The following is a 21,667-nucleotide window of genomic DNA, read 5'->3' as shown; positions in this document are numbered from 1 at the left end:
GTCAGTCGTCCGCCTGCAAGTCGAGTTGGTAACAGGCGCTGAAGCCGTTGTCGTCGCGGTTGATCACCAGGCAATCGTGCAGAACCGCATCCCGCAATTCGCCCGATACAAACGGCAGATGCGTATCCACCGGCTGCGTCAGCCCGGCAATCGGCGCGATGCTTTGGGCCTGCAGCATCTGACGGGCGAGGATCAGGTCGACCAGACTCGGCGCACCGCTGAGGATGCCGGTCAGCGCCGTGCTGCTGGTGATGTGTGCGGCGCCGGTACGGGCCAGCGTGCGGGCCAGATCGGCGTCCTTGTGCGCAGTGCCGCTGGCACTGCTGATCAGCAAATCGACCTGTTTGTCCGGCAGGCTCAGAGCGTCCAGACGCGGGTGCGCGAACAGCGCCGACAGGCAGGTCTGCGGTCCCGGCGGCAGATCCGCGGCCCGCCGCAGCACCAGCGCGGCAGCGCCTTCGCCGGCAATGCCGCCCGAACCCTGGCGGTCGAAGGCGAGCATATGCTGTGAACCGTCGGTACTGATCACGCCCGCTTCGGCGAGCGTGGCCAGCGCCAGCGGGTCGAGCTCACTGCCGGCCCCGACCACGATGGCCACGTCGATGCGTCCACTCTGCAAGGCACTGTGCGCCTGGCGCAATGCCGCCAGATTGCCGGCCACGCCCTGCATGTAGGCGTTGCACTCGCACTCCAGTTTCAACGCCAGACTGACCACACCGAGCAAGCCGTTGCTCAGACTCTTGAGCACCAGAAACGGATCGAGCGCACGCTCCTGCAACACTTGCTGCGCGAGGCGGTTCATGTCGGCAGCGCTGTCGGTCCGGGACTCCTGAAGCAGTTCACCATAGGAAGCCACCGACGGATGGGTATACCCGCCCTGACAGCAATAGAGGCCGTAACGCAAACCGTCCTGGCCGGGTTCGACGCCGGCCTCGGCCAGCGCCTGACGCACCGCGCTGACACCCCAGATCACCGCCGGCGGGCAGTAACGCTGCAGGTTTTGCGCAACGTCCTGGCGACTGCGCTGGTGCGTGGCGTCATCGATCTGTCCGAACGCGGCGATGCGTTCACTGCGAAACAGCGGCGTTTGCAGCGGCGCGATCGCACTGCGACCTTCCCGGGCCGCCGCCCAGAAACCCTCGACGCCCCAACCCGTGGGCAACACACAACCGCTGCCAGCGATGGCAATGCGTGCAGTGGCGCTACTCATTGTCCGTGCTCCCGATATTTGCCAAGGGCCAGCGAGGTGTTCAGGCCGCCGAAGCCAAAGGAGTTGCTGAGGGCGTAATCCACACGACGGCTGACGGCCTGACCGGCGCAATAATCCAGATCGCAGCGTTCATCGGCCTCGTGCAGGTTCACGGTGGGTGTGACCAGATCGTTCAGACAGGCCAGCGCAGTGACAATGCACTCCGGCGCCCCGGCCGCCGCGATCAGGTGGCCGAATTGCGATTTGTTGGCACTGACAGCCAGCGCCTGATAATGCTTGTGCTGAGCGAACACCTGCTTGATGGCCAGGGTTTCGGCAATATCATTGAGGGGCGTCGAAGTGCCGTGGGCATTGATCAGGTCAATCTGCTGCGGCTGCAACCCGGCATCGTCCAGCGCCGCTTGCATGGCCAGCGCGGCGCCCCGGCCTTCAGGCTGCGGTGCGGTGACCTTGTAGGCATCCAGGCTGCTGCCGTAACCGAGCACTTCGGCATACGGGGTCGCCCCCCTCGCCAGGGCATGCTCAAGACTTTCCAATACAACAAACCCGCCGCCCTCGCCGGCGATCAGGCCGCTGCGGTCACGATCGAACGGACGGCACAGGTCAGCGCCCCAGCGCTGCTCGCCCGAGGCTGCGCCCAGCAGGTACAAAGCGGCCATGGTGTCGAGGTTGAGCACCGAGTCGGCGCCACCGGCCACGGCAACATTCACTTCGCCGCGACGAATCATCTGGAACGCATTGCCGATCGCCTGGGACGCACCGGCACAGGCACTGCTGATATTGATCACCGGGCCTTCACAACCGAGATCGTCGGCAATCACTCGCGCCAGCCGGTCGTTGGCCTGGCGCAGAGAACCCTCGGCGCTGACTTCTGTTGCCCGCGCCATCAGGTGTTGCCAGTCCGGTGCATTGCCGTCCGGCGCCTGGGTCAGGAGCATGTCGGCGAGCATGTGTTGCGGAGCCCCGGAGGCACACAGCACGGCAGCATCGCGCAACTGCTCGGGGTTCAACCCGCTGTCGGCGACGGCCTGGGTGGCGGCCACCCAGCCAAAGCGACTGCGTTTTTCCAGGGGCAGCGTCCAGGCCGGGTGGTTCTGCAAGTGCCCGGGCAACAACGTCATGTCCACGGGCGCCGCGTAGCGAACAGGAAATTCGTTCTCCTGCAAATCTTGCGGCTGCCACGGGCGCACGCAATGTTCGGCGCCGAGCATTTTTTCCCAGAGGGTCTGCCATTCGAAACCAAATCCGGTTACCGCGCCCATTCCGGTGATCACAATCCGTGTCGCACTCATGCGTACTTCTCCAGGGTTTCACTGGCCAACAGCAATGCGCCCCAGTGACCGGCGCGACCATGACTGACGAGCAACGTGTAGCCGGGCATGGCGCCTGCGTCGCGACTGCGGTGCAAAGCCATGGCGACCTCGGTCAGCAATCCGCTGGCGCCCAGTTCGCCGGTCATTGCGCTGACACTGCGCCGGCTGTGCGGCATTGATTCAAACAGGCTCATCAGTGGCCGGTCGGCGGGGTTGGCCACCACATTGGCAACGTCACCCATACACAGTTTTTCCTGGCTCAGGGCGCGCTCGATCACTCGTTTGCCGACGGCCAGCGTGCGCTGCGGATCCGTGCTGTAGCCCCGGGCAAACCCGGCCACGCGCAAGATCTGCGTGGCGTCCTGCACCGGTGTCGAACTGAGCAACAGCGCCGCAGCGCCTTCACCGTAAACCGGCTCGTCCGCCAGAGCGGGCTCGCGCAGGTACAGGGCCGGAGTCAGGTTCGGGCTGCTGCTGACCACCAGCGCCGCATCGGCGTGATGTTCGGCAATTTGCTGACAGGCCTCGATCAACGCATCGAGCCCGGCATTGTCCTGGGAGCAGAAGCCGCCCATCGGGCCATGGCAATTCAGCGCCTCGGCCACGTAAGCCATCACACTGCTGTTGAGCAGCGTCAACGCATGCAATGGCGGGGTGTTGGCCAACAGTTGCGACAGCTGTTTTTGCGGCTGTTCGAGGATCGCTTGCACTGCATCCCAGCAAGGGCTTGGCGCGTCCACCTCCGGAATGGCGGCGGTCAGGGCAATGCGTGCAGCAGGCAGTTGCAGCGCCGCCAGCGCGGGCGCCAGGCGTGCGGCGCAGTGCAGCAGACGCAACCCCTGGGGCTCGACGCTGCGCTGGATCTTGCGATCGAACAGATCGCTGGCCAGGCGCGGCGCGGGCAGCGCCAAGGCGTTGCGTTGCGGGTCGAAGGCCAGCGGTTGTGGCACCGGCGGTGTACCGAGCAGGTCGGCGCATTCGCTGCCGGCCGCATTGAGCACGGCAGCCGCATTGATGTAGAGGGCTCTGTTCATGTCATGCCCTCCCCAGAACCAGCGAGCTGTTGACGCCGCCGAATCCGAAGGAGTTGGACATCACCACGTTGATCGGCTGGCGCACAGGCTCGCTGAGGAACTTCAATGAAGGGTACTCGGCGCGCTCCGGTTCATAGTTCAAGGTCGGCAACAGCACACCGTCGCGCAACGTCATCAGCGATAGCACGGCCTCAATGGCACCGCTGCCCGCCAGGGAGTGCCCCATGGCCGACTTGTTGGCGGTGAACGTCATGAAGTCCTGGCATTCGCCAAACAGCCGTTGCAGGGCCAGGGCCTCGCAACTGTCGTTGGCCTGGGTGGAAGTCCCGTGGGTATTGACGTGTTGCACGGCACTGCGCAGCAGCCCGGCATCTTCGATTGCAGCGTCCATGCATTCCTCGTACTTGCTGCCATCCCGGCTGCTGGAGGTCATCTTCTGGGCTTCGCAGACATTGGCGTAGCCCAACACTCGTCCCAATGGCCTGGCCTTGCGCCGTTGGGCATGCCCGGCGGATTCGAGAATCACCAGAGCCGCGCCTTCGCTGAGCACAAAGCCACTGCGATCCGGCATGAACGGGCGGCTCTGCTCGCCTGCCGGCAGGTCGGCCTGGCACAGCGCGCCAAGGCTGTTGAACATGTAATACGGCAGCTCGTTGGCCATCAGTTCCACGGCGCCGCAGATTGCCAGATCCACTTCACCGCGCTCGATCGCCCGGTAGGCGCTGCCGATGGCCATGGTGCCGGCGGCACAGGCGTCGGAGTGGGTCGAGATGCAGTCGCGTATACCGAGCCAGTCCGCCAGGTGTTGCGTCTGTTGATCGACCCGACGCGCGAACGCAGCGCTCGAGGGTGCCGGATGGTCCAGCAGGCGATCCAGATCGACTCGCCCCGTGTCATCCATGCACCGACTGACCCGCTGCAAATCGTGACTGTCGGCACAGTATTTATTGGCCCCCAGGAACAGGCCGCTGCGGCTGTGGGCAAAGTCGGCCGGTGTCAGACCGGCGTGCTGCAATGCCTGACGCGCGACGTACTCCGCCAGCACGCTCTGGCGCGGGTGCAGCGCTGCGTTACCACCGAATCCGGCGGCAATCCGCTGCCACTGCGCGTCATCGATAAACCCGGCCGCACTGTTGCGAAACCCCAGTGCCTGGAACCGGGGATGTTCGCGGACACAGGATTGTTTCCGGCAGATGCGCTCGAACAACGTGGCAGCGTCCAGCGCCATGGGCGCCACCAGGCCGAACCCGCTCACATAGACTTCTCGTGCCCGCATGTGAGCTCCTACACCGTCTCTTTGACGTGAGTGGCCACAAACTGCTCGACCAGTTGACGGGAGACTTCGTCGCCATCGGCCGGCACCAGCCGTGCGCTGCATGCACCGCAGACCACTTGCTGACGCTCGTTGAGCACAGCTTGATGGGCGTTGCAGTCAGGGCAGCTCGATGGCAGGTAATTGAACAGATTGCGGCACTGCTGCGCCCAGTTGAGAACCGTGGTGGCCGCGAACACCTGCGCCGGTTGCATGCCGGCAGTGAGCTGGTCCGGCGCATAGGCGCTCAGGCTTTGCTCCAGCAGGGCCTTGCCGTTTTCGGTGATCCGGCCATTGGCCAGAAACTCGCTGGCATCCCCGCACACAGCCACCGCGTGGTCCAGCACGCTGGTCTTGGGCAAAGTGCAGCCATACTGACGGCCCAGCTGGAAGCTGAGGTCGACGATGTCCAGCGAATCCGCCCCCAGATCTTCGACGATGCTGCTGTGCTCATCGATTTCATCAGCGCTCATTACCAACAACTGCGCGAGAATGGCGCGGGTGCTGCCAATGACCTGTTCCAAGTCCAATGGATTGTTCATTTCTATCTCCCTATATGTCGTGGCTGACTCATATTTTCCGCATACGAGAAGTAACTTTTCCTACAGCAACTTCTCACGCGGCGGAAATCTAAACTCTGCCCTTAAGGGGAGAGTCAACGAACTATTCAAAGTTTTTTATTGATCTGAGACGGACGTGCACAAGCCCCGTAAATACTGCACTCGATTGGTGCGAGCGATTGGTCGGAGCGACATATTTACTTAACAAAGTCTGCGTAGGGTGGAGCGCGCCGCCCGCTCTCGGGGTCAACTATGGAAAGCAACTTAGCGATGACACCCTGACGTATCACCTGCCAAATTAAAGCAAGTAATTTTGTTATAAGTTCATAACCTTTGTTCCAGATCAGTACATCCCTTCAAGTAAAGTTTCAGGGTTATTGACTAACCGTTCAGTGCAATTGGCTGCTGCGTTTATGAGCAACTGAATGTCGAGCCCAGACAATTGGCAAAGTACCCCGCGCTATAGGGTGCAACTTCCGCTTCAAGGCCCACTCTGGAACTCACCAATGACCGCACCTATCACCGTTTTGCGCGACACCCACCCGCTGCCCGTACTCGACGCCTGTAAATGGGAAAAGCTCGAGGGCGACCCGCACACCGTCAACCTCAACGCCTACACCAGCGAAGACGGCAGCAAGATCATGGGCACCTGGATCTGCACGCCGGGCAAATGGCGGGTGGACTACGTGAAGTGGGAGTACTGCCATTTCCAGGAAGGCTACTGCGTCATCACCCCGGACGGCATGGAGCCGATCCATCTGCGTGCCGGCGACATCTTCGTGGTCGAGCCGGGCATGAAAGGCATCTGGGAAGTGGTCGAGACCGTGCGCAAATATTTCGTGTTCGCCTGATACAAAAAAGCCGGGAAACCACCCGACGTGATTTCCCGGCAATACAGACCTGTGCCGAGCACAGGCCTGGCGACATTTACTGCGGTTTGCGATAGCTGTTGATGATCGCCGAGAAGTCCTTGCCACCTTCTCCGCGCTGGCTCATCGCCTGATACAACTGCTGCGCCACCGCGCCGAGCACCACCGGCTGATGGGCCTGACGCGCCGCTTCGGTGGCCAGCCCCAGATCCTTGAGCATCAGCTCGGCGCCGAAGCCACCGGTGTAACCGCGCGAGGCCGGCGCCGTTTCGACGATGCCCGGCCACGGGTTGTACATTTCCGAACTCCAGCAGCGCCCGGTCGAACTGTTGATGATCCCGGCAAGCACACCGGTGTCGATTCCCAACGCATCACCGAGGGCCATCGCCTCGCTGACGCCGACCATCGAAATGGCGAGCAACAGGTTGTTGCAGATCTTGGCGATCTGCCCGGTGCCGACTTCACCGCAATGCACGATGTTACGGCCCATCTGCGCCAGCACTGGTTGCAGGGTGGCGAACAGTTCCGGGGTGGCGCCGACCATGAAGGTCAACGTACCGGCCGTGGCGCCACCGGTGCCGCCGGAGACCGGTGCATCGGCCATGGCCACGCCTTGTTTGGCAGCCGCCGCTGCCACGTCGCGCGCAGTCTGCGGATCGATGGTGCTGCAATCCACCGCCGGCACGCCTTTGCCGATTCCGGCCAGTACGCCGTCTTCACCGAGCCAGACACTGCGCACATGCACGGCGGCCGGCAACATGGTGATCACCAGCTCTGCGTCTTCGGCGGCCTCACGGGCCGAGGCACGGATGGTGCCGCCCAGTTGCTCGAGCTCCGCCAGCACGGTTTTGTTCAGGTCCACCAGATTCAGCGAATGCCCGGCCTTGATCAGGTTGCGCGCCATCGGCGCGCCCATGTTGCCCAGACCGATAAATGCGATTTTCATGGCCATTCCTCAGCGCAGGTTGATGGTGGTGTTCACGCCGTCGTTGACGCTGTCGTCATCGAACCAGCGAGCCGTGACCGTTTTGGTCTGGGTGTAGAACTGCACCACTTGCTTGCCGTACGGGCCGAGGTCGCCGAGTTTCGAACCGCGCGAACCGGTGAAGCTGAAGAACGGCACCGGCACCGGAATCGGGATGTTGATGCCGACCTGGCCGACGTCGATTTCAGTCTGGAATTTACGCGCCGCCGCGCCGCTCTGGGTGAACAGGCCGGTGCCGTTGCCGAACGGGTTGGCGTTGACCAGCGCGATGGCCTGATCGAGGGTGTCGACTTCCAGCACCACCAGCACCGGGCCGAAGATTTCCTGGGTGTAGATCTGCATGTCGGTGGTCACGCCCGAGAACAGGGTCGGGCCGACGAAGTTGCCTTTCTCGTAGCCCGGCACGCTGATGTCGCGACCGTCCAGCTCGAGTTTGGCGCCTTCCTTGATGCCGCTTTCGATCAGATCGAGAATCCGCGCCTTGGCCTTTTTCGAAATGACCGGGCCGACATCGGTGCCCGGCTCGTTGCCGGCGTTGACCTTGAGTTTCTGCGCCAGCGCTTTCAGATCCGGCAGCCACTGTTTGGCCGCGCCCACCAGCACCACCACCGAGGTGGCCATGCAACGTTGACCGGCCGCACCGAAACCGGCGCCGACCAGGGCATTGAGCGCTTGCTCGCGATTGGCGTCCGGCAGCACCACGGCGTGGTTCTTCGCGCCCATCATCGACTGAACGCGTTTGCCGTGTTTACCGGCGAGGTCATAAACGCGAGTGCCGACGGCGGTCGAACCAACGAACGAAACCGCCTTGATGTCCTTGTGGGTGCACAAGCCATCCACAACGTCTTTGCCACCGTGCACCACGTTGAGCACACCCGCCGGGATGCCGGCCTCGATGGCCAGTTCCACCAGCAGCATGGTCGACAGCGGATCCTGTTCGGACGGTTTGAGCACGAAGGTGTTGCCGCAGGCGATGGCCATCGGGAACATCCACAGCGGAATCATCGCCGGGAAGTTGAACGGCGTGATGCCGGCGCAAACGCCGATCGGCTGGCGCAGGGTATAGGTGTCGACACCGCCGGCCACGTTTTCGGCGAACTCGCCCATCTGCAGGCTGCCGATGGAGCAGGCGTGCTCGACCACTTCCAGGCCACGGAAAATATCGCCCTCGGCATCGGCAATGGTCTTGCCCTGCTCGGCGCTCAGTACCACGGCGATACGTTTGGAGTGTTCGCGGATCAGCGCCTGCAGCTTGAGCATGATGCGCATGCGTGCGCCGATCGGGGTCAGCTTCCAGGTCTGGAAGGCGCGTTGGGCGGCGCTGACGGCAGCGTCGACTTCAGCGGCGGTGGCGAACGGGACTTTGGCCAGCACCTGCTGGGTCGCCGGGTTGACGATGTCGTGCCACTCGGTGGTCTGCGACTCGACCCACTCGCCGTCGATCAGCAGCTTGACCTTCTGGACCGTGGTTTCGTTGGGCGTAAGCGATGCGTTCATGCTGGTCTCCAGAAATTGTTTTTATCTTGGGGAGCCAAGGCGAAAGGTTCGCCTTGAGATGAGGCGTGTGTCGCGATTGGTTGTCGGACTGTTTTTGGAGTATAGATGTGCAAACTTCTAATAAGAACGCACATATAAGCCCGTCCATCATGCAAAAAAACATCACGTCTTTAGGCTCGCTGAACTGGGACGACCTCAAGTTTTTCCTCGAAGTCGCCCGCACCCGCAAGGCCAGCACCGCGGCCAAACGCCTGGCGGTGGACTACACCACGGTGTCGCGGCGGATCAGTTCGCTGGAAGCCGCGTTGGGCACATTGCTGTTCGAGAAATCCCGCACCAGCGGTTTCGTGCTGACGGCCGAAGGCCAGCGTCTGCTGAGCTACGCCGAGTCGATCGAAAGTACGCTGCACATGGCCTGCGAACAGGTGTCCGGCTCCGGCGTCGCGCTGTCCGGGCATGTGCGGATGGGCTGCACCGAGGGTTTCGGCAGTTTCTTCATCACCCCGCAACTGAGCCACTTCGTCGACGCCTACCCGGCGATCTCGGTGGACATCCTGCCGCTGCCGCACTTCATCAGCCTGTCCAAACGCGAAGCCGACATCGTCATCGCCCTCGAACGCCCGGAACACGGGCCGTACGTGTGCTGCAAACTCTGCGACTACCGTTTGCAGCTCTACGCGACCCAGGAATACCTCGACAAGCACCCACCGATCCGCCGCCCCGCCGATTTGGGCAAGCATCAATTCATCAGTTATGTGGATGACCTGGCGTTCAGCTCGGAGCTGCTGTATCTGGCAAACGTAGTGCCCGGCGCCAGCGCGAACTTGCGCAGCACCAGCGTGATCGCGCAATTCGTGGCGGCGCAGCAGGGGCGTTCGCTGGCAATTCTGCCGTGTTTCCTCGCGGCCCAGGATCCGCGCCTGTTGCCGGTGCTGCCGGAGGAAATCGACATCACCCGGCAGTTCTGGATGTACTGCCGGGAGGACCTGCGCAAGCTCAAGCGGATCACCCTGTTGTGGGATTACATCCGCGAAGTGACCGAGCGCAACCAGGCGCTGTTGATGGGACAGACGCGGGAAATGCAGTTCGCCGACTAGTCGGCGCTGACCACGATCGACACCCGGCGGTTTTCGGTGCGGCCGGCGGCGGTGTCGTTGGAGGCTACCGGCTCGCGGCTACCGAGGCCTTGCAGCTGGATGTTCTCTTCCTTCATGCCGACCGTGGTCAGCACTTTGCCCACACTCTTCGCTCGGCGCAGCGACAGCTGCTGGTTGTAGGCTTCCTTGCCCGAGGCATCGGTGTGACCATCCACGCGAACCCGTTCGATGCCAACCCCCAACAAGGCCTTGCCGATACGCTCGACGATCTCGGTACTTTGCTTGTTCAGGCTTTCGATGTCGCTGCCAAACAGCACTTTACCCGACAGGCCGAACTCCCAGCCGTCGTCGGTCAGTTCAAAACCCTGCTGCTTGAGCACGGCAATCTGCGCCGGCGTCAGGCCTTTTTGCGGAGCGGTCTGGCAACCGGTCAGGGCCAGCATGGCGGTCAGTAACAGGGTGGAAAACAGTCGAAAGGAAATTGAGAACACGGGCATCAGCTCCTGGTTTGAACGGGATCGACCGGGTGCTCCGACCCGGCGGTGAATTGGGCGCCGCGGGACAGGCGCTTGGCTTGATACATCGCGGCGTCGGCCGCATCGAGCAAGGTGCCGGGCGTGGCGCCATGATCGGGGTAAACCGCAATGCCGATACTGAGCGAGGTCACCACACTGGTGTCGTCCGGCAATGCAATCGGGGTGTCCATGCTGGCGAGAATCTTGTCGGCAATGCGCTCGGCGTCTTCGGTCTTGTGCAACGGCGTCAACAGCACGGCAAATTCATCGCCGCCCAGACGCGCCACCAGATCCTCTTCGCGCAACTGCGCCCGCACCCGGTTTGCTACCGCCACCAGCACCGCATCGCCGGCCGCATGGCCAAAATTGTCATTGATCTCCTTGAAACGATCACTGTCCAGAAACAGCACTGCTACGCGCTCGTTGAGCTTGTTGGCGCTGCGCAATGCACGAATCAGGCGCCCTTCGAAAAACGCCCGGTTGGGCAGTCCCGTGAGGCTGTCGTGAGTGGCCTGGTGGGCAAGGGTTTCGTTCTCGTTTTGCAGGTGGGTCTGCCACGACTCCAGCTCATCGAGCAGAGCGTTGAAGTCGTTGCCGAGGTTGTGGAGCTCGGCGATTTTCGCCGGTGGCACCCGCCGGTCCAGTGCCCGTTCGCTGCGGGCGGCGTGGGCCACTCCCGCCAGGCTGTGCAGCGGGCCGATGATCCCGCGCAACTGACGGCGCGCCAGAAAGAGCGCCACCCAGGCGCTGATCGCGGTGCAGAGAATGATGCCCGCCAGACCGCTCAACAGAAACTGCATCAGACTGCCGCCGTGACCGATCAACAGGATCCGGCCGATCTCGCGATCCTGGTGCAGGATCGGCAGGCTGATCGGCTTTTCCAGCACTATCCGCGTGATCTGCATTTCCAGCCCGGAAAACAAACCGTTTTCCGGTCGCTGCCATCGCGCCAGCAACTGACCCTGGCTATCCAGCACCTGCGCGTCCGCCACCTCTTCGGTCGAGGCGATCAACGCCAGCGCCTCCGTCGCGGCAGGCTTGTCGTTGAACACCACCGCCGCCTCCACGGTGTAACTGATCGAACGAGCGATCAGGTGCAGGTTGTGATCGGCATAGACCCGCAGCGCCAGCACGCCCAGCAGGGTCAGGGACACACTGGCCATCGCCACGGCAACCAGCGCCACAATCAAATGCCCGCGACCGATGACCGAACCCAGGGTCGGACGCCCTGTGGATTTGTCGCGTCTCATGGAGCCGCCGGCTTGCGGCGCGACAACTGCAGCACGCTAGGATGAATGCGCACGCCGCTGCGGGCGACGGAGTCGAGATTGACTTCGAACGACACCTGCTCATCACCGACCCGCAGGCAGAACAGGCTGCCGACCGTGCATTGATCGCCGCCCTCGCTGATGCTCAATACCGGGTGACCGATCAGCGAAGCGAACAGACGGCTGCGTTCATCGGCGGTGAGCTTGCCGATATACACCGCATCGCACTCGCTGACGATGGACGGGTTGTCGGCTAGCAGACGACGCACCGTGACAGGTCGGCCCGTGGCCTGGGTCGTGCCTTTCACCAGGTCGTCGGTGTATTCGGTGGGACCAACGATGCACAGGCGCAATTGCGCAGGCTCGACCGGCCAACGGGCGTAACTGAGGATGCCAAGGACTACCTGAGTGACGGATTTGGCTCGTTGTTCAGCCATACCGACCGTTGTTTGCGGCTGGGCAGCAACCCCGCCTGTGAGCAAACAGAGCAGAACGGCAAGCAACGCTCGCTTGCTGCCAACTACGCGCTCTGTCGCCCAGACAGCCAGCTTCATGCAGGGATTCTCTTGGATCGTTACGAAATGATGCCGCAACGATAGCACAGCGTTGGAACGCCAGCGATACAGCCCCCTCTGACCGGTCGGTCAGATAACGCCGGCAATCACTGGCAACTTCACCCTCGAAGCGTCGCGCCTTCCTCCAGTTCCAGCATCAAACCGCTCAAGCGCTTGACCTTGCGCTGCACCGCTTCCTCGAATACCCCGGCTCGCGGTTCGATCAAGGTGAACCAGTGTTTGGCTCGGGTAATGCCGGTGTAGATCAGCTCTTTGGTCAATACCGGATTCAGTGCGTCGGGAAGGATCAACGCGGTATGGGCAAACTCCGAGCCTTGCGACTTGTGCACCGTCATGGCGTACACGGTTTCCACATCATTGAGCCGGCTCGGCAATACGAATCGTACCCCGCCGCGCCCGTCGTTACGCGGGAACGCCACCCGAAGGACAGGTTCACCGGCGTTTGGTCCATCTCGTTCGGGCAGTTTGAGAGCGATGCCGATATCACCGTTCATCAACCCCAGGCCATAGTCATTGCGCGTCATCAGGACCGGACGACCTTCATACCATTGCTGGTCGCTGTCGATCAGCCGCGCCTTGAGCAGCGCGTCGGTGATGCGCTGATTCAGCCCCTCGACACCCCACGGCCCTTTGCGCACGGCGCACAGTAACTGGAACGTATCGAACGCCTGCAAAACTGCTCGCGCCCAATCGAGCCAACCGGGATGCTCAAGTGGGGCACCGGCAGGCGGGCGCTGATTGCGCAAGACGCTCAGGTAATGCCGATAACCGTGAGGGCCCTCGCCATGCCCATCCAGAACGAGGCGTTCCAGTGCATGGTCATGCTCCCCTTTGAGTGCCAGCGAATAAACGTCGTCATGGCTTCGCGCTGCCAGCAAGTGGCGAGCCTCATCCGGCCGTTGTTGATTCACCCGGCGCGCAAGCTGGCCGATGCCACTGCCCTCGCCGAAACGCCGCGAGTGACGCAACATCACCACTTGCTGCGCCAGTGGGTGCGTACCGTCCGTGTCTTCGTGCAAACCGGCGTCATGCAAGGATTCCCCGCTCACGGACTCCAGCCACTGACGTGTCTGCGGACTGTACCAACCCGCCTCGGCATCGCGACACAGATCCCCCAGCACCGCACCTGCCTCGACAGAGGCCAGTTGATCCTTGTCGCCCAGCAACACCAGACGAGCATGTGAAGGCAACGCATCAAGCAGGTTGGCCATCATTTCCAGGTCGATCATCGATGCCTCGTCGACCACCAACACATCCAGCGGCAAGCGGTTACCCGCGTGATGGCGAAAGTGTCGGGTGCCGGGACGACTGCCGAGCAGGCGGTGAACGGTAGTCACCTCGGAAGGAATCTTCTCCCGAACGGCCTCGGCGACTTTCAGCGATTGCACTTGCTGGCTGATGGACTCGGTCAGCCGCGCTGCCGCTTTACCCGTAGGCGCGGCCAGGCGAATACGCAGAGGCTGGCCGGCTTCGACCGCCGGAGCCTGAAGCAACGCCAGCAAACGCACGACCGTGGTGGTCTTGCCGGTGCCCGGCCCGCCCGTGACGATGCTGAAGGCACCTCGGGTCGCCAGTGCGCAGGCAAGCTTCTGCCAGTCGATCGCACCGGATGACTTTGCCGATCCGAATAACTCGTCCAGTCGCTGTGACAGATCACCCGGCGTCGGCTCATGCTCTGCCAAACGCTGGCGCAGCGCCGTGTCGATGCGCCGTTCATAGGTCCAGTACCGGCGCAGGTACAGGCGTTTACCGGACAGCACCAGAGGGCATTGCCGTGCAGACTCACTCTCGTCGGCAGCCAGCGCCACCAGAGGGCTGCCGGCCAGCACCTTGCACCAGTGCGCGCCGTCAAGGGACTCAAGCAATTGCGATGGCAACAACACACCGGATTGCGCATCCCCCTCAGGTGGCAGGGACAGGGCAAAGTCAGGAGCCTTGAGGGTTTCAAACAAATCCAGGCACACATGGCCATGACCGAGCTGGTGACTGGTCAAAGCGGCCGCAAGCAAAACCAGCGGGTCGACGTCTGGCACCAACTCATGAAGAAACGTCACGAATGCCTTGTCCAGTGCCCGCAGCCACCCTCGCTCTACCCAGTGGGTCAGCAACTGCAGCAAGTCCTCGGCCTGCATCAGGGGCGCCAGTTGAGCAAGACTGTCTGCATCCAGCGCAATCGGCGACAAGTGCGCGAAGGTACGGCTCATAGCAATTCTCCCTGTTCCCATACCGGCTCGGATTTCGGTTCCGGTTTGCCTTGGAACATCCGGTCCAGACGTTCGATCAACTCCCGGGGCGGCCGCGCAAAATACACGCCACCGCTGTCTGCCCGGGTACCGCGCAGGAACAGATACAGCGCACCGCCCACATGCCGGTCGTAATCGTAATCGGCGAGACGGGCCTTGAGCTGGCGATGCAATGCCAGCAGATACAGCACGTATTGCAGGTCGTAGCGGTTTTCCAGAATCGACTGTTCCATGGCCTGCTCGGTGTAGGCGGCATCATCGACGCCCAGCCAGTTGGATTTGTAGTCCGCCACGTAGTAACGACCATCATGCTCAAAGGTCAGGTCGATGAAGCCTTTGAACATACCGTTGAGTTGCACGGCCTCGGCGGCCACCCTGGCAACGCCGTTGTGGGTGAACTTGCGTACCTGCTCGTCGAGTCTGACGACATCGACCTTGTGGCTGGCGAACCAGAACTCCATCTCGACCCGATACTGTTTCAGTTGCTCCAGCACGACTGAAGGTCGACCGGCGCCTGCCGGCATCGGCGATTTGAGCAGGTGCTGCAACCAGTCGCTGAGGGTCGTGATCCAGCCTTCCCAGCCACGACGATTGCAGCGCCGGGCGATCGCGTCTTCCAGCGCTTCGCGCGAAACCGCGAAACCTTCATCACCTGCCCATTCGAGCAATCCATGGAGAAACGTCCCCGGATTCGGCCCTCGGGGGAAACGATGAATTTCGGCGCCTCCCGGAATGATCTCGCGAGGGGCATCGGGCTCGAGGCGCTCGTCGTCGAACAGTTTCTGCGCTTGCGGGCTGTCCGGTGCTTCATCACTGCCCACGCTCAACACATCACTGATGCGCAATGCGCTATAAGAGGCGATCCACCAGTTTTCGCTGGCCTTGCGTTTGGGGATCAGCGTGGCACTTGGGGTCGCTTCATTGCGTGGTGGCTGGTAGCGCTCGCTGGTTGCCAGTGGCATTTCCACGACGCTCAGCGCTGGGCAATGTTGGTGCAAATCGTCGAGCCAACGGGTCAGACCGCTGGACTCGCTCAGTGACGCACCACCACCCAGCAGATAGCCAAGTGCCGAGAGGTGCAGAACCGAACTGCTGTTATTGCCGCGTTTAAGGTCCGTGACACCAAGCCAGCAGGTATGTTGTGCCCGGGTCAGCGCGACGTAGAGCAAACGCAGATCCTCCGCCAGACGCTCGTTGTCGGCCAGGGAAATCAGCTCGGCATCCGGTTTGAGACTGACCTGAGCCTTGCCGGATGCATCGTGGTAATGCAACGGCAGCCGGCTGCCGTCCACGGGTTTGGCCGAGCAGATGAAGGGCAGAAACACCAACGGATACTCAAGCCCCTTGGACTTGTGGATCGTCACGACCTTGACCAGTTGCTCGTCGCTTTCAAGGCGCAGGATTTGCTCCTCACCCGCCTGACCGGACAACGAAAGGTGCTCGGCCAGATGCCGGATCAGCGCCTGCTCGCCATCCAGTTCGGAGGCTGCCTGCTGCAGCAGCTCCGACAGGTGCAACAGGTTGGTCAGCACCCGCTCTCCATCACTGCGAGCAATCAGGGTTTGCGGTAGATGAAAATCATGAAGAAATCGCCGCAACATCGGCAGCACGCCTTGTTTGCGCCAGATCTCGCGATAGGCCCGGAACTGCATGACTCGTTCTTCCCAGACCAGCTCATCCTGATTCAGGCGTTCGAGTTCAGCCAACGGCAGATTCAAGGTAATGCAGGCCAGGGCTGCCTTTAGCGAGCGCTCTACATCCGGCTCGGCACACGCCTTGAGCCAGGCCAGAAGGTCATGGGCCTCCTGGGCCGCGAAGACTGAATCCTTGTCCGACAGATAGACGCTGCGCACCCCACGGGCGGCAAGCTCACCGCGTATCGCTTGAGCCTCCTTGCCATCGCGCACCAGAATTGCGATGTCCGCCGGTTGCAGGCCCCGGAAATCCTTGCCGTCCTGCGCGAAACCCGCGCTGCCGGCTTGTCCGCCATTGAGCAGGGCCGTGATTTCACTGGCGCAGGCAGCCGCCAATTGCTGGCGGTAGACCGCACCGGAGACTGGCTGCTCAGTGGAAAAGTGCCAGATAGTGAGGGCCGGAACGTCTTGCCCGGAAATCTGTAAACGCTCCTTGCGTCCTTGAGCATCCACGGGTTGAAACGGCACCGGGTTGTCACCGCCGTTCTCTCGAAACAGAAACGCACCACGTCCTTGTTCACGGGACTCGGCGCGCTCGAATACCTGGTTTACTGCACGGACCATCCCGTGGCTGGAGCGAAAGTTCGTACCCAGGGTATGCAGTCGCCCGGCGGTGGCTATTCGCGCGCGCAGGTAGGTGTAGATGTCCGCGCCACGGAAGGCATAGATCGCCTGCTTCGGATCACCGATCAAAAACAGGCCGGTCTCGGGATTGTTTTCCTCGATGCGATAGATGTTCTCGAAGATCCGGTACTGCACCGGATCCGTGTCCTGGAATTCGTCAATCAAAGCGACCGGAAACTGCTCGCGGATAAGCGTGGCGAGGCGCTCGCCGCCTTCGGATTGCAAGGCTGCGTCAAGGCGCAGCAGCATGTCATCGAAGCCCATTTCGGCTCGTCTGCGCTTCTCTTCCTCAAAGCGCGAACCTACCCATTTGGCGGCGTGCTGCAACACAGCCGCGTCAGGCGTCGGCAGCCCGTCGAGACTCGACTTGAGCCTCGACATCGCGTCCAGTCCCGGATGACTCGGGGGCTCGCCTTTCCAGGCTTCGGCCATGCCGTCCGGCGTCAGCCGGGTAAATCCGGTACCGATATCCAGTTGTTCCAGTGACTCGTCTTCCGCCCAGGCCTTGAGCTTCTCGAACCAGGGCTCGAAGTAGCGGGCCTGCATTTTGCGCCCGTCGACCGTCTTGCTGGCGACACCCTGATGACAAATGGCGAGCAACTCATCTGCCCACTGCTGCCAGGGCTTTTTCAATTCAACCAATGCTGCGCGGCGTTCCAGCAGGCACTCTTCGATCAATTCAGCTGGAGATCTGTCTTCCTTGCCATCACGTTCAGTGCCGAAGAGAGCACGTACACGAGGCAACAGGGCGGCCGGGCCTCCCCAGTTAGTACGAACCCAATTCAGGGCATCACCCTGCATCGGATAGCAGAACAGCCGCCAATAATCCCGAAGCACTTCGCCAAGCAGATCACTGTGATCGGTTTCCAGGGTCTGGGTAAACAGGCTGCCGCTGTCGAACGCATGTTCGCGCAACATTCGCTGACACCAGCTGTGGATCGTCGAGACCGCTGCCTCGTCCATCCATTGCGCGGCGATTTCCAGGCGGTTGGCGCAGCCGGGCCATTGCTGGGGATCGAACTGCGCGCGCAGCTCATCGATCAACGTATCAGGAGGCGGCGTCTCGTCACGAAAGAAGCGTGCGGCCTCGGCCAGACGTGTGCGGATACGCTCGCGCAACTCATTGGTTGCCGCATCGGTGAAGGTCACCACCAGAATCTGCGGTGGCAGCAACTCGCGACCGAAGCCACTCGCTTCGCCTCCATGACCAAGGATCAGGCGCAGATACAACGCGGAGATGGTGAACGTCTTGCCAGTACCCGCGCTGGCCTCGATCAGTTGACTGCCCTTCAATGGAAACGCCAGGGCAAGTGGCTGCTGTGTACTCATGAACGTACCCCCTCGCTGGCCAATGATTGCCAGGGGGCTTCGAGCACCGGGCGGTATAGAGCGTTACACCAATCGGGGAATGTCTCCTCGACCAGCAAAGCATCGTAATCCGGGAACTGCCGCGCCAATGCGGGGCTTTCACGTCTCTCGCCTTCGCTGGTCTGACCATCACCTTCATAGGCTTTGCGGGCGGCGGCTTCGGCCTTGAGCGAATCGGTCTGGCCCAGCCATGCGAAAGCGGTTTTCACTGCAACCGGGAGCGGTTGACGCATTCCTGACTGCCAGGCGAGCAGCAGATCTTCGAGTATCCGCCATGACCGATCCTGTTCCATCGGTTCAAGCAAAAGAGTGTCATCACTGGCGACCAGTGCTGTGGTCAAGGAAAGCCCACTCGCACAAGCGACCAGATGATCGACCCACGGTTTGATCAGACGGTGCCATTTTCGGCTTTTGATCGAGCCGATGCTGTTGGGAATCGTCGTCACCGACAGCACACCGCCATCGGCACGCTGATGCAGACCTCCAAGCCATCCTTCCAGGCGTAATCCGTGCCATTCAAGATTGATCGGGATAGCACTGGTCAGCGAAGTAGGCCAAAGCGTCAGCAGTTGTTGATAGCGTTGCAGCAAGTCAGGAAGCGGTTCGATCAGCTCTCGTTGCAGGCACTCCCCGAATCCCGCCATGGGCAGCAGCCCACTGTTTTGCAGGCGCCGGGCCTGAGCTTCAAGCGCCTGATCAACACTCTCCGGATGCCTCAAGGCCGCGTCGAGCAAACTGCTGCTGAGGGTGTATCGCTGCAATGCATCCAGCACAAAAGGCTCTTCATCGGCTTGAGGCACTTGCGCCGCTTCGAAGTAAACCTTCAAGCGTTGAGTGAAAAAGTGTCGAACCGGGTTACGCAGAAAATCCTGCAGCAGTGCAAGACCGAGCGGCTCCTCCTGGACATGGGGTTCAAGCATTCCTTTCACTTCGGCAGGCTCATGACGTTGATGCAGCACCTGCCATTCATTGGCATAGCTGAACAGCTCATCACCTTCATGGAAGTAACGTGAACTGAAAGGCTGCAGCGGGTGTTCCTGGGTCATGGCACTCAACAGATCCGCACTTTCATCAGTCGTTCGCCAACCATTGGCGAGATGATCGCGCAACTGACCGATCAGCACCGAGGGTGGCCGTTCACTGTTGTCACGAATGCTGCGTCCAACCCAACTGATGTAGAGCTGATGGCGAGCAGACAGCAGTGCTTCGAGCAACAGATAGCGATCATCTTCACGGCGGGAGCGATCTCCCGGCCGGTAATCGCTACCCATCAGGTCGAAGTCCAGCGGTGGTTGTGCCCGGGGATAATCGCCATCGTTCATGCCCAGAAGGCAAACCAGCTTGAAGGGAATTGCCCGCATCGGCATCAAGGTACAAAAATTCACCGCGCCAGCCAGAAACCGTTGGGACAAACGCCCTTGATCCAGCCCGGCCAGCCAGGCCTCACGAACAACGGTCAGCGGTAATTCGTCTTCCAGTCCGACAGACTCCCAGGTCTCCAGCCATGTTTCGCGCAGGTCCTCAAGCTGAGTCAACAAGTAGTCGTCATGCTCATTGCTCGCGTTGAAAAACAATTGCATCAGTACCTGTAACCGGCTCCCCCACTCTTGAGGTTTCGCAGGCTTGAGCAATTGCTGGTGCGAGTACTCCAAGGCATCCAGCAAGGCGGACAGAGGACCGATCAGCGCGGCATCGAGGCCGCCAATTTCGTCGTAGGGCTCAATGCCCGCACAGGCACTGGAATCGCCAACCGCATATCCGAGGAGCATCCGCTTCAGGCCGAAACGCCAGCTGTTCTGCTCCAGTTCATTTGGCAATCCCAGTCCGGCGCGCTGGTCAGCATCCATCCCCCAACGCACACCGGCGCCTTCGATCCAGCGATGCAGAGTCGGCAAATCCCGCTCCTCCACACCGAACCGTGCGCGTAACGCCGGCACATCGAGCAAGTCGAGAATTTCACTGACGGGGAAACGACTATCGGGCAGTTTGAGCAGATGTTCGACGGCGATCAGCAATGGGTCGCGACCGCGTTGCCCCTGGTCGGCCAGCGTGAAAGGAATGAACCTTGGATCATGACGATCCAGCTGTCCGAACACTGCACGGACGTGCGGCGCATAACTGTCGATGTCGGGCACCATCACGATTACATCGCGGGGGCGCAGTTCGGGATTGGCGCTGAATCGAGCCAGGAGCTGATCGTGGAGAATCTCCACTTCGCGCTGCGCACTATGGGCAATGTGAAATCGAATCGATTGATCCTGTTTCAGATCGATCTCAGGCCAGAGCTCACGCGTCTCGCTGAGTGGGCGCAGTTCCAGAATGTCGTCCTGCAGTTGATTGAGCATGTTTTGCGGGACTGTTTCGCTGAACAGATCGATACGACCATTGCGAAATGCGGCGCGATAGCTGCCGGGGTCGTCATAGCTGTCGAGCAGATTGATGTAGTCACGACCTTGCTTGCCCCAGGCGGCAAGCAGCGGATGGGCGTGCTGATGCAATGACTCTGGATCCAGCACTACCGGCATGCCGCTCTTGCGAGCCTGACGCTTGTATTGATGGCGCAGCAGATCCTTGTCGGCAACGATATCAGCCCAATGATAACGGCAAGGATTGTGCACGCAGAGCAGGACCTGGCTGAAACGGGCCAGCCCAGCCAATGCTTCGAGTACTTGCGCAGGCAGTGAGGAAATTCCGAAAACGATTACCCGTGACGGCAAGCCTGTCGGTGCTTTTTCAAGGTTGTTGATGCACTCGATGAATCGCTGGTGCACGCCTGCCCGACTTTGAGCCATGCCTTGCTCACCGACATCGTCAAGCAATGCACGCCATAGCTCTGCTTGCCAGCAACTGGTGCTGGGTAGCGGTTTCACCTCCCCCCTGACATTTCGTAGCTGATGACGACCCTCGGCCCAATCCTCGAGCCAGTCGGCACGGTACACCTGATACTGATCGAACAGATCCGCCAGGCGCTCGGACAACTGGTAGCGCTTTCGCAAGTCGGTGTCATGGGTCAGGAATCGTTGCAGGGGTTCGAAATGCGGCAGATCGATGACCTGCGGCAACAAGCGCATCAGTCGCCAGGTCAGAGGGGCCTTGTCGAGCAAGGACTTGGCCGGGATCTCATCTCGTCCAAGAACCATGCGGTAAAGCTGCCACATGAAACTGCCCGGCAGTTGCACATCAATTGCCGCAGCAATACCGCAGCCGCCAAGGTCATCCACTTCAGGATCCTCGGCTAATGCCAGCTTGAGCCACTGGGCGATGCCGTTGCTCTGCACAAGCGCAATTTCGTTTTCCAGAGGAGCCAGCGGATAACGCCGCATGATGCTGATCACAAGGCTGCGCAGCTCGTCCAGGCTGTTGCTCTGAACCACCATGAATGCAGCGTTGAGGGACTGTGTGTCCGGCATAAGGCTTCCTTGGAAAAATACAAAAGCTAGGGCTGAACCTTAGCATTGTCGGCTGACGAGGGCAGCCGCAAGGCGTCCGAGAATGCCGTACGA

Annotated in this window: 15 protein-coding genes; 2 read left to right on the top strand and 13 right to left on the bottom strand. The window is 61.3% G+C overall.

Annotated elements, in window-relative coordinates:
* Nucleotide 1: 1 nt before the first annotated feature.
* The 5 genes from ACKLNA_RS17275 to ACKLNA_RS17255 are packed head-to-tail and all read right to left on the bottom strand — an operon-like array spanning nt 2 to nt 5,411.
* Nucleotides 2-1,210 carry a beta-ketoacyl synthase N-terminal-like domain-containing protein gene (locus tag ACKLNA_RS17275; RefSeq protein ID WP_408986563.1) on the bottom strand — a complete coding sequence of 403 codons (1,209 nt, stop codon included), beginning with the start codon at nt 1,208-1,210 and terminating at the stop codon, nt 2-4.
* Entirely contained in the window at nt 1,207-2,502 is a 1,296-nt protein-coding gene (locus ACKLNA_RS17270) for a beta-ketoacyl-[acyl-carrier-protein] synthase family protein (protein WP_408986562.1), read from the bottom strand. The genes ACKLNA_RS17275 and ACKLNA_RS17270 overlap by 4 nt, the downstream gene beginning before the upstream one ends.
* Complete coding sequence (locus ACKLNA_RS17265) at nt 2,499-3,557, bottom strand: beta-ketoacyl synthase (RefSeq protein WP_408986561.1); 1,059 nt, start codon at nt 3,555-3,557, stop codon at nt 2,499-2,501. The genes ACKLNA_RS17270 and ACKLNA_RS17265 overlap by 4 nt, the downstream gene beginning before the upstream one ends.
* 1 nt (nt 3,558) lies before the next feature.
* Nucleotides 3,559-4,833 carry a beta-ketoacyl-[acyl-carrier-protein] synthase family protein gene (locus ACKLNA_RS17260; protein ID WP_408986560.1) on the bottom strand — a complete coding sequence of 425 codons (1,275 nt, stop codon included), beginning with the start codon at nt 4,831-4,833 and terminating at the stop codon, nt 3,559-3,561.
* 8 nt (nt 4,834-4,841) lie between these two features.
* Nucleotides 4,842-5,411: an acyl carrier protein gene (locus ACKLNA_RS17255; RefSeq protein ID WP_408986559.1), complete on the bottom strand. Its 570-nt coding sequence runs from the start codon at nt 5,409-5,411 to the stop codon at nt 4,842-4,844.
* Nucleotides 5,412-5,935: 524 nt separating this feature from the next.
* On the opposite strand from ACKLNA_RS17255, the gene ACKLNA_RS17250 reads away from it, so the two are divergent.
* Nucleotides 5,936-6,280 carry a cupin domain-containing protein gene (locus ACKLNA_RS17250; protein ID WP_408986558.1) on the top strand — a complete coding sequence of 115 codons (345 nt, stop codon included), beginning with the start codon at nt 5,936-5,938 and terminating at the stop codon, nt 6,278-6,280.
* 76 nt (nt 6,281-6,356) lie between these two features.
* Here the strand turns inward: ACKLNA_RS17250 and mmsB are convergent, their stop codons facing one another.
* Together mmsB and ACKLNA_RS17240 are read right to left on the bottom strand one after the other, a co-directional pair.
* Entirely contained in the window at nt 6,357-7,244 is an 888-nt protein-coding gene (mmsB, locus tag ACKLNA_RS17245; RefSeq protein ID WP_085713193.1) for a 3-hydroxyisobutyrate dehydrogenase, read from the bottom strand.
* A gap of 9 nt (nt 7,245-7,253) precedes the next feature.
* Nucleotides 7,254-8,780 (bottom strand): CoA-acylating methylmalonate-semialdehyde dehydrogenase, encoded by a 1,527-nt coding sequence (locus ACKLNA_RS17240; protein ID WP_408986557.1) that lies wholly within the window; start codon nt 8,778-8,780, stop codon nt 7,254-7,256.
* Nucleotides 8,781-8,929: 149 nt separating this feature from the next.
* Here ACKLNA_RS17240 and ACKLNA_RS17235 point away from each other — a divergent pair, with 149 nt between their 5' ends.
* Nucleotides 8,930-9,877 (top strand): LysR family transcriptional regulator, encoded by a 948-nt coding sequence (locus tag ACKLNA_RS17235; protein WP_114881330.1) that lies wholly within the window; start codon nt 8,930-8,932, stop codon nt 9,875-9,877.
* Here the strand turns inward: ACKLNA_RS17235 and ACKLNA_RS17230 are convergent.
* The 6 genes from ACKLNA_RS17230 to recC all read right to left on the bottom strand — a co-directional run bounded on the left by ACKLNA_RS17230 (nt 9,874) and on the right by recC (nt 21,574).
* Nucleotides 9,874-10,374 (bottom strand): OmpA family protein, encoded by a 501-nt coding sequence (locus tag ACKLNA_RS17230; protein WP_248738395.1) that lies wholly within the window; start codon nt 10,372-10,374, stop codon nt 9,874-9,876. The two genes, ACKLNA_RS17235 and ACKLNA_RS17230, sit on opposite strands and share 4 nt — an antisense overlap.
* Nucleotides 10,374-11,642 carry a diguanylate cyclase domain-containing protein gene (locus ACKLNA_RS17225; RefSeq protein WP_408986556.1) on the bottom strand — a complete coding sequence of 423 codons (1,269 nt, stop codon included), beginning with the start codon at nt 11,640-11,642 and terminating at the stop codon, nt 10,374-10,376. The genes ACKLNA_RS17230 and ACKLNA_RS17225 overlap by 1 nt, the downstream gene beginning before the upstream one ends.
* Complete coding sequence (locus tag ACKLNA_RS17220; RefSeq protein ID WP_408986555.1) at nt 11,639-12,214, bottom strand: YfiR family protein; 576 nt, start codon at nt 12,212-12,214, stop codon at nt 11,639-11,641. Before ACKLNA_RS17220 ends, ACKLNA_RS17225 begins: the two co-directional genes overlap by 4 nt.
* A gap of 119 nt (nt 12,215-12,333) precedes the next feature.
* The gene (gene recD / locus ACKLNA_RS17215; protein WP_408986554.1) at nt 12,334-14,439 is read right to left on the bottom strand and encodes an exodeoxyribonuclease V subunit alpha; all 2,106 of its coding nucleotides are present in this window, start codon (nt 14,437-14,439) and stop codon (nt 12,334-12,336) included.
* Nucleotides 14,436-18,125 (bottom strand): exodeoxyribonuclease V subunit beta, encoded by a 3,690-nt coding sequence (recB, locus tag ACKLNA_RS17210; protein WP_408986553.1) that lies wholly within the window; start codon nt 18,123-18,125, stop codon nt 14,436-14,438. The genes recD and recB overlap by 4 nt, the downstream gene beginning before the upstream one ends.
* Nucleotides 18,122-21,574 carry an exodeoxyribonuclease V subunit gamma gene (recC, locus tag ACKLNA_RS17205; protein ID WP_408986552.1) on the bottom strand — a complete coding sequence of 1,151 codons (3,453 nt, stop codon included), beginning with the start codon at nt 21,572-21,574 and terminating at the stop codon, nt 18,122-18,124. The genes recB and recC overlap by 4 nt, the downstream gene beginning before the upstream one ends.
* Nucleotides 21,575-21,667: the final 93 nt, after the last annotated feature.

This window comes from Pseudomonas sp. UV AK001, assembly GCF_046097675.1.
GTDB lineage: Bacteria > Pseudomonadota > Gammaproteobacteria > Pseudomonadales > Pseudomonadaceae > Aquipseudomonas > Aquipseudomonas kribbensis.
Note: the sequence above shows the minus strand (reverse complement) of the source record. Positions and strands in the feature narration are given on the sequence as shown.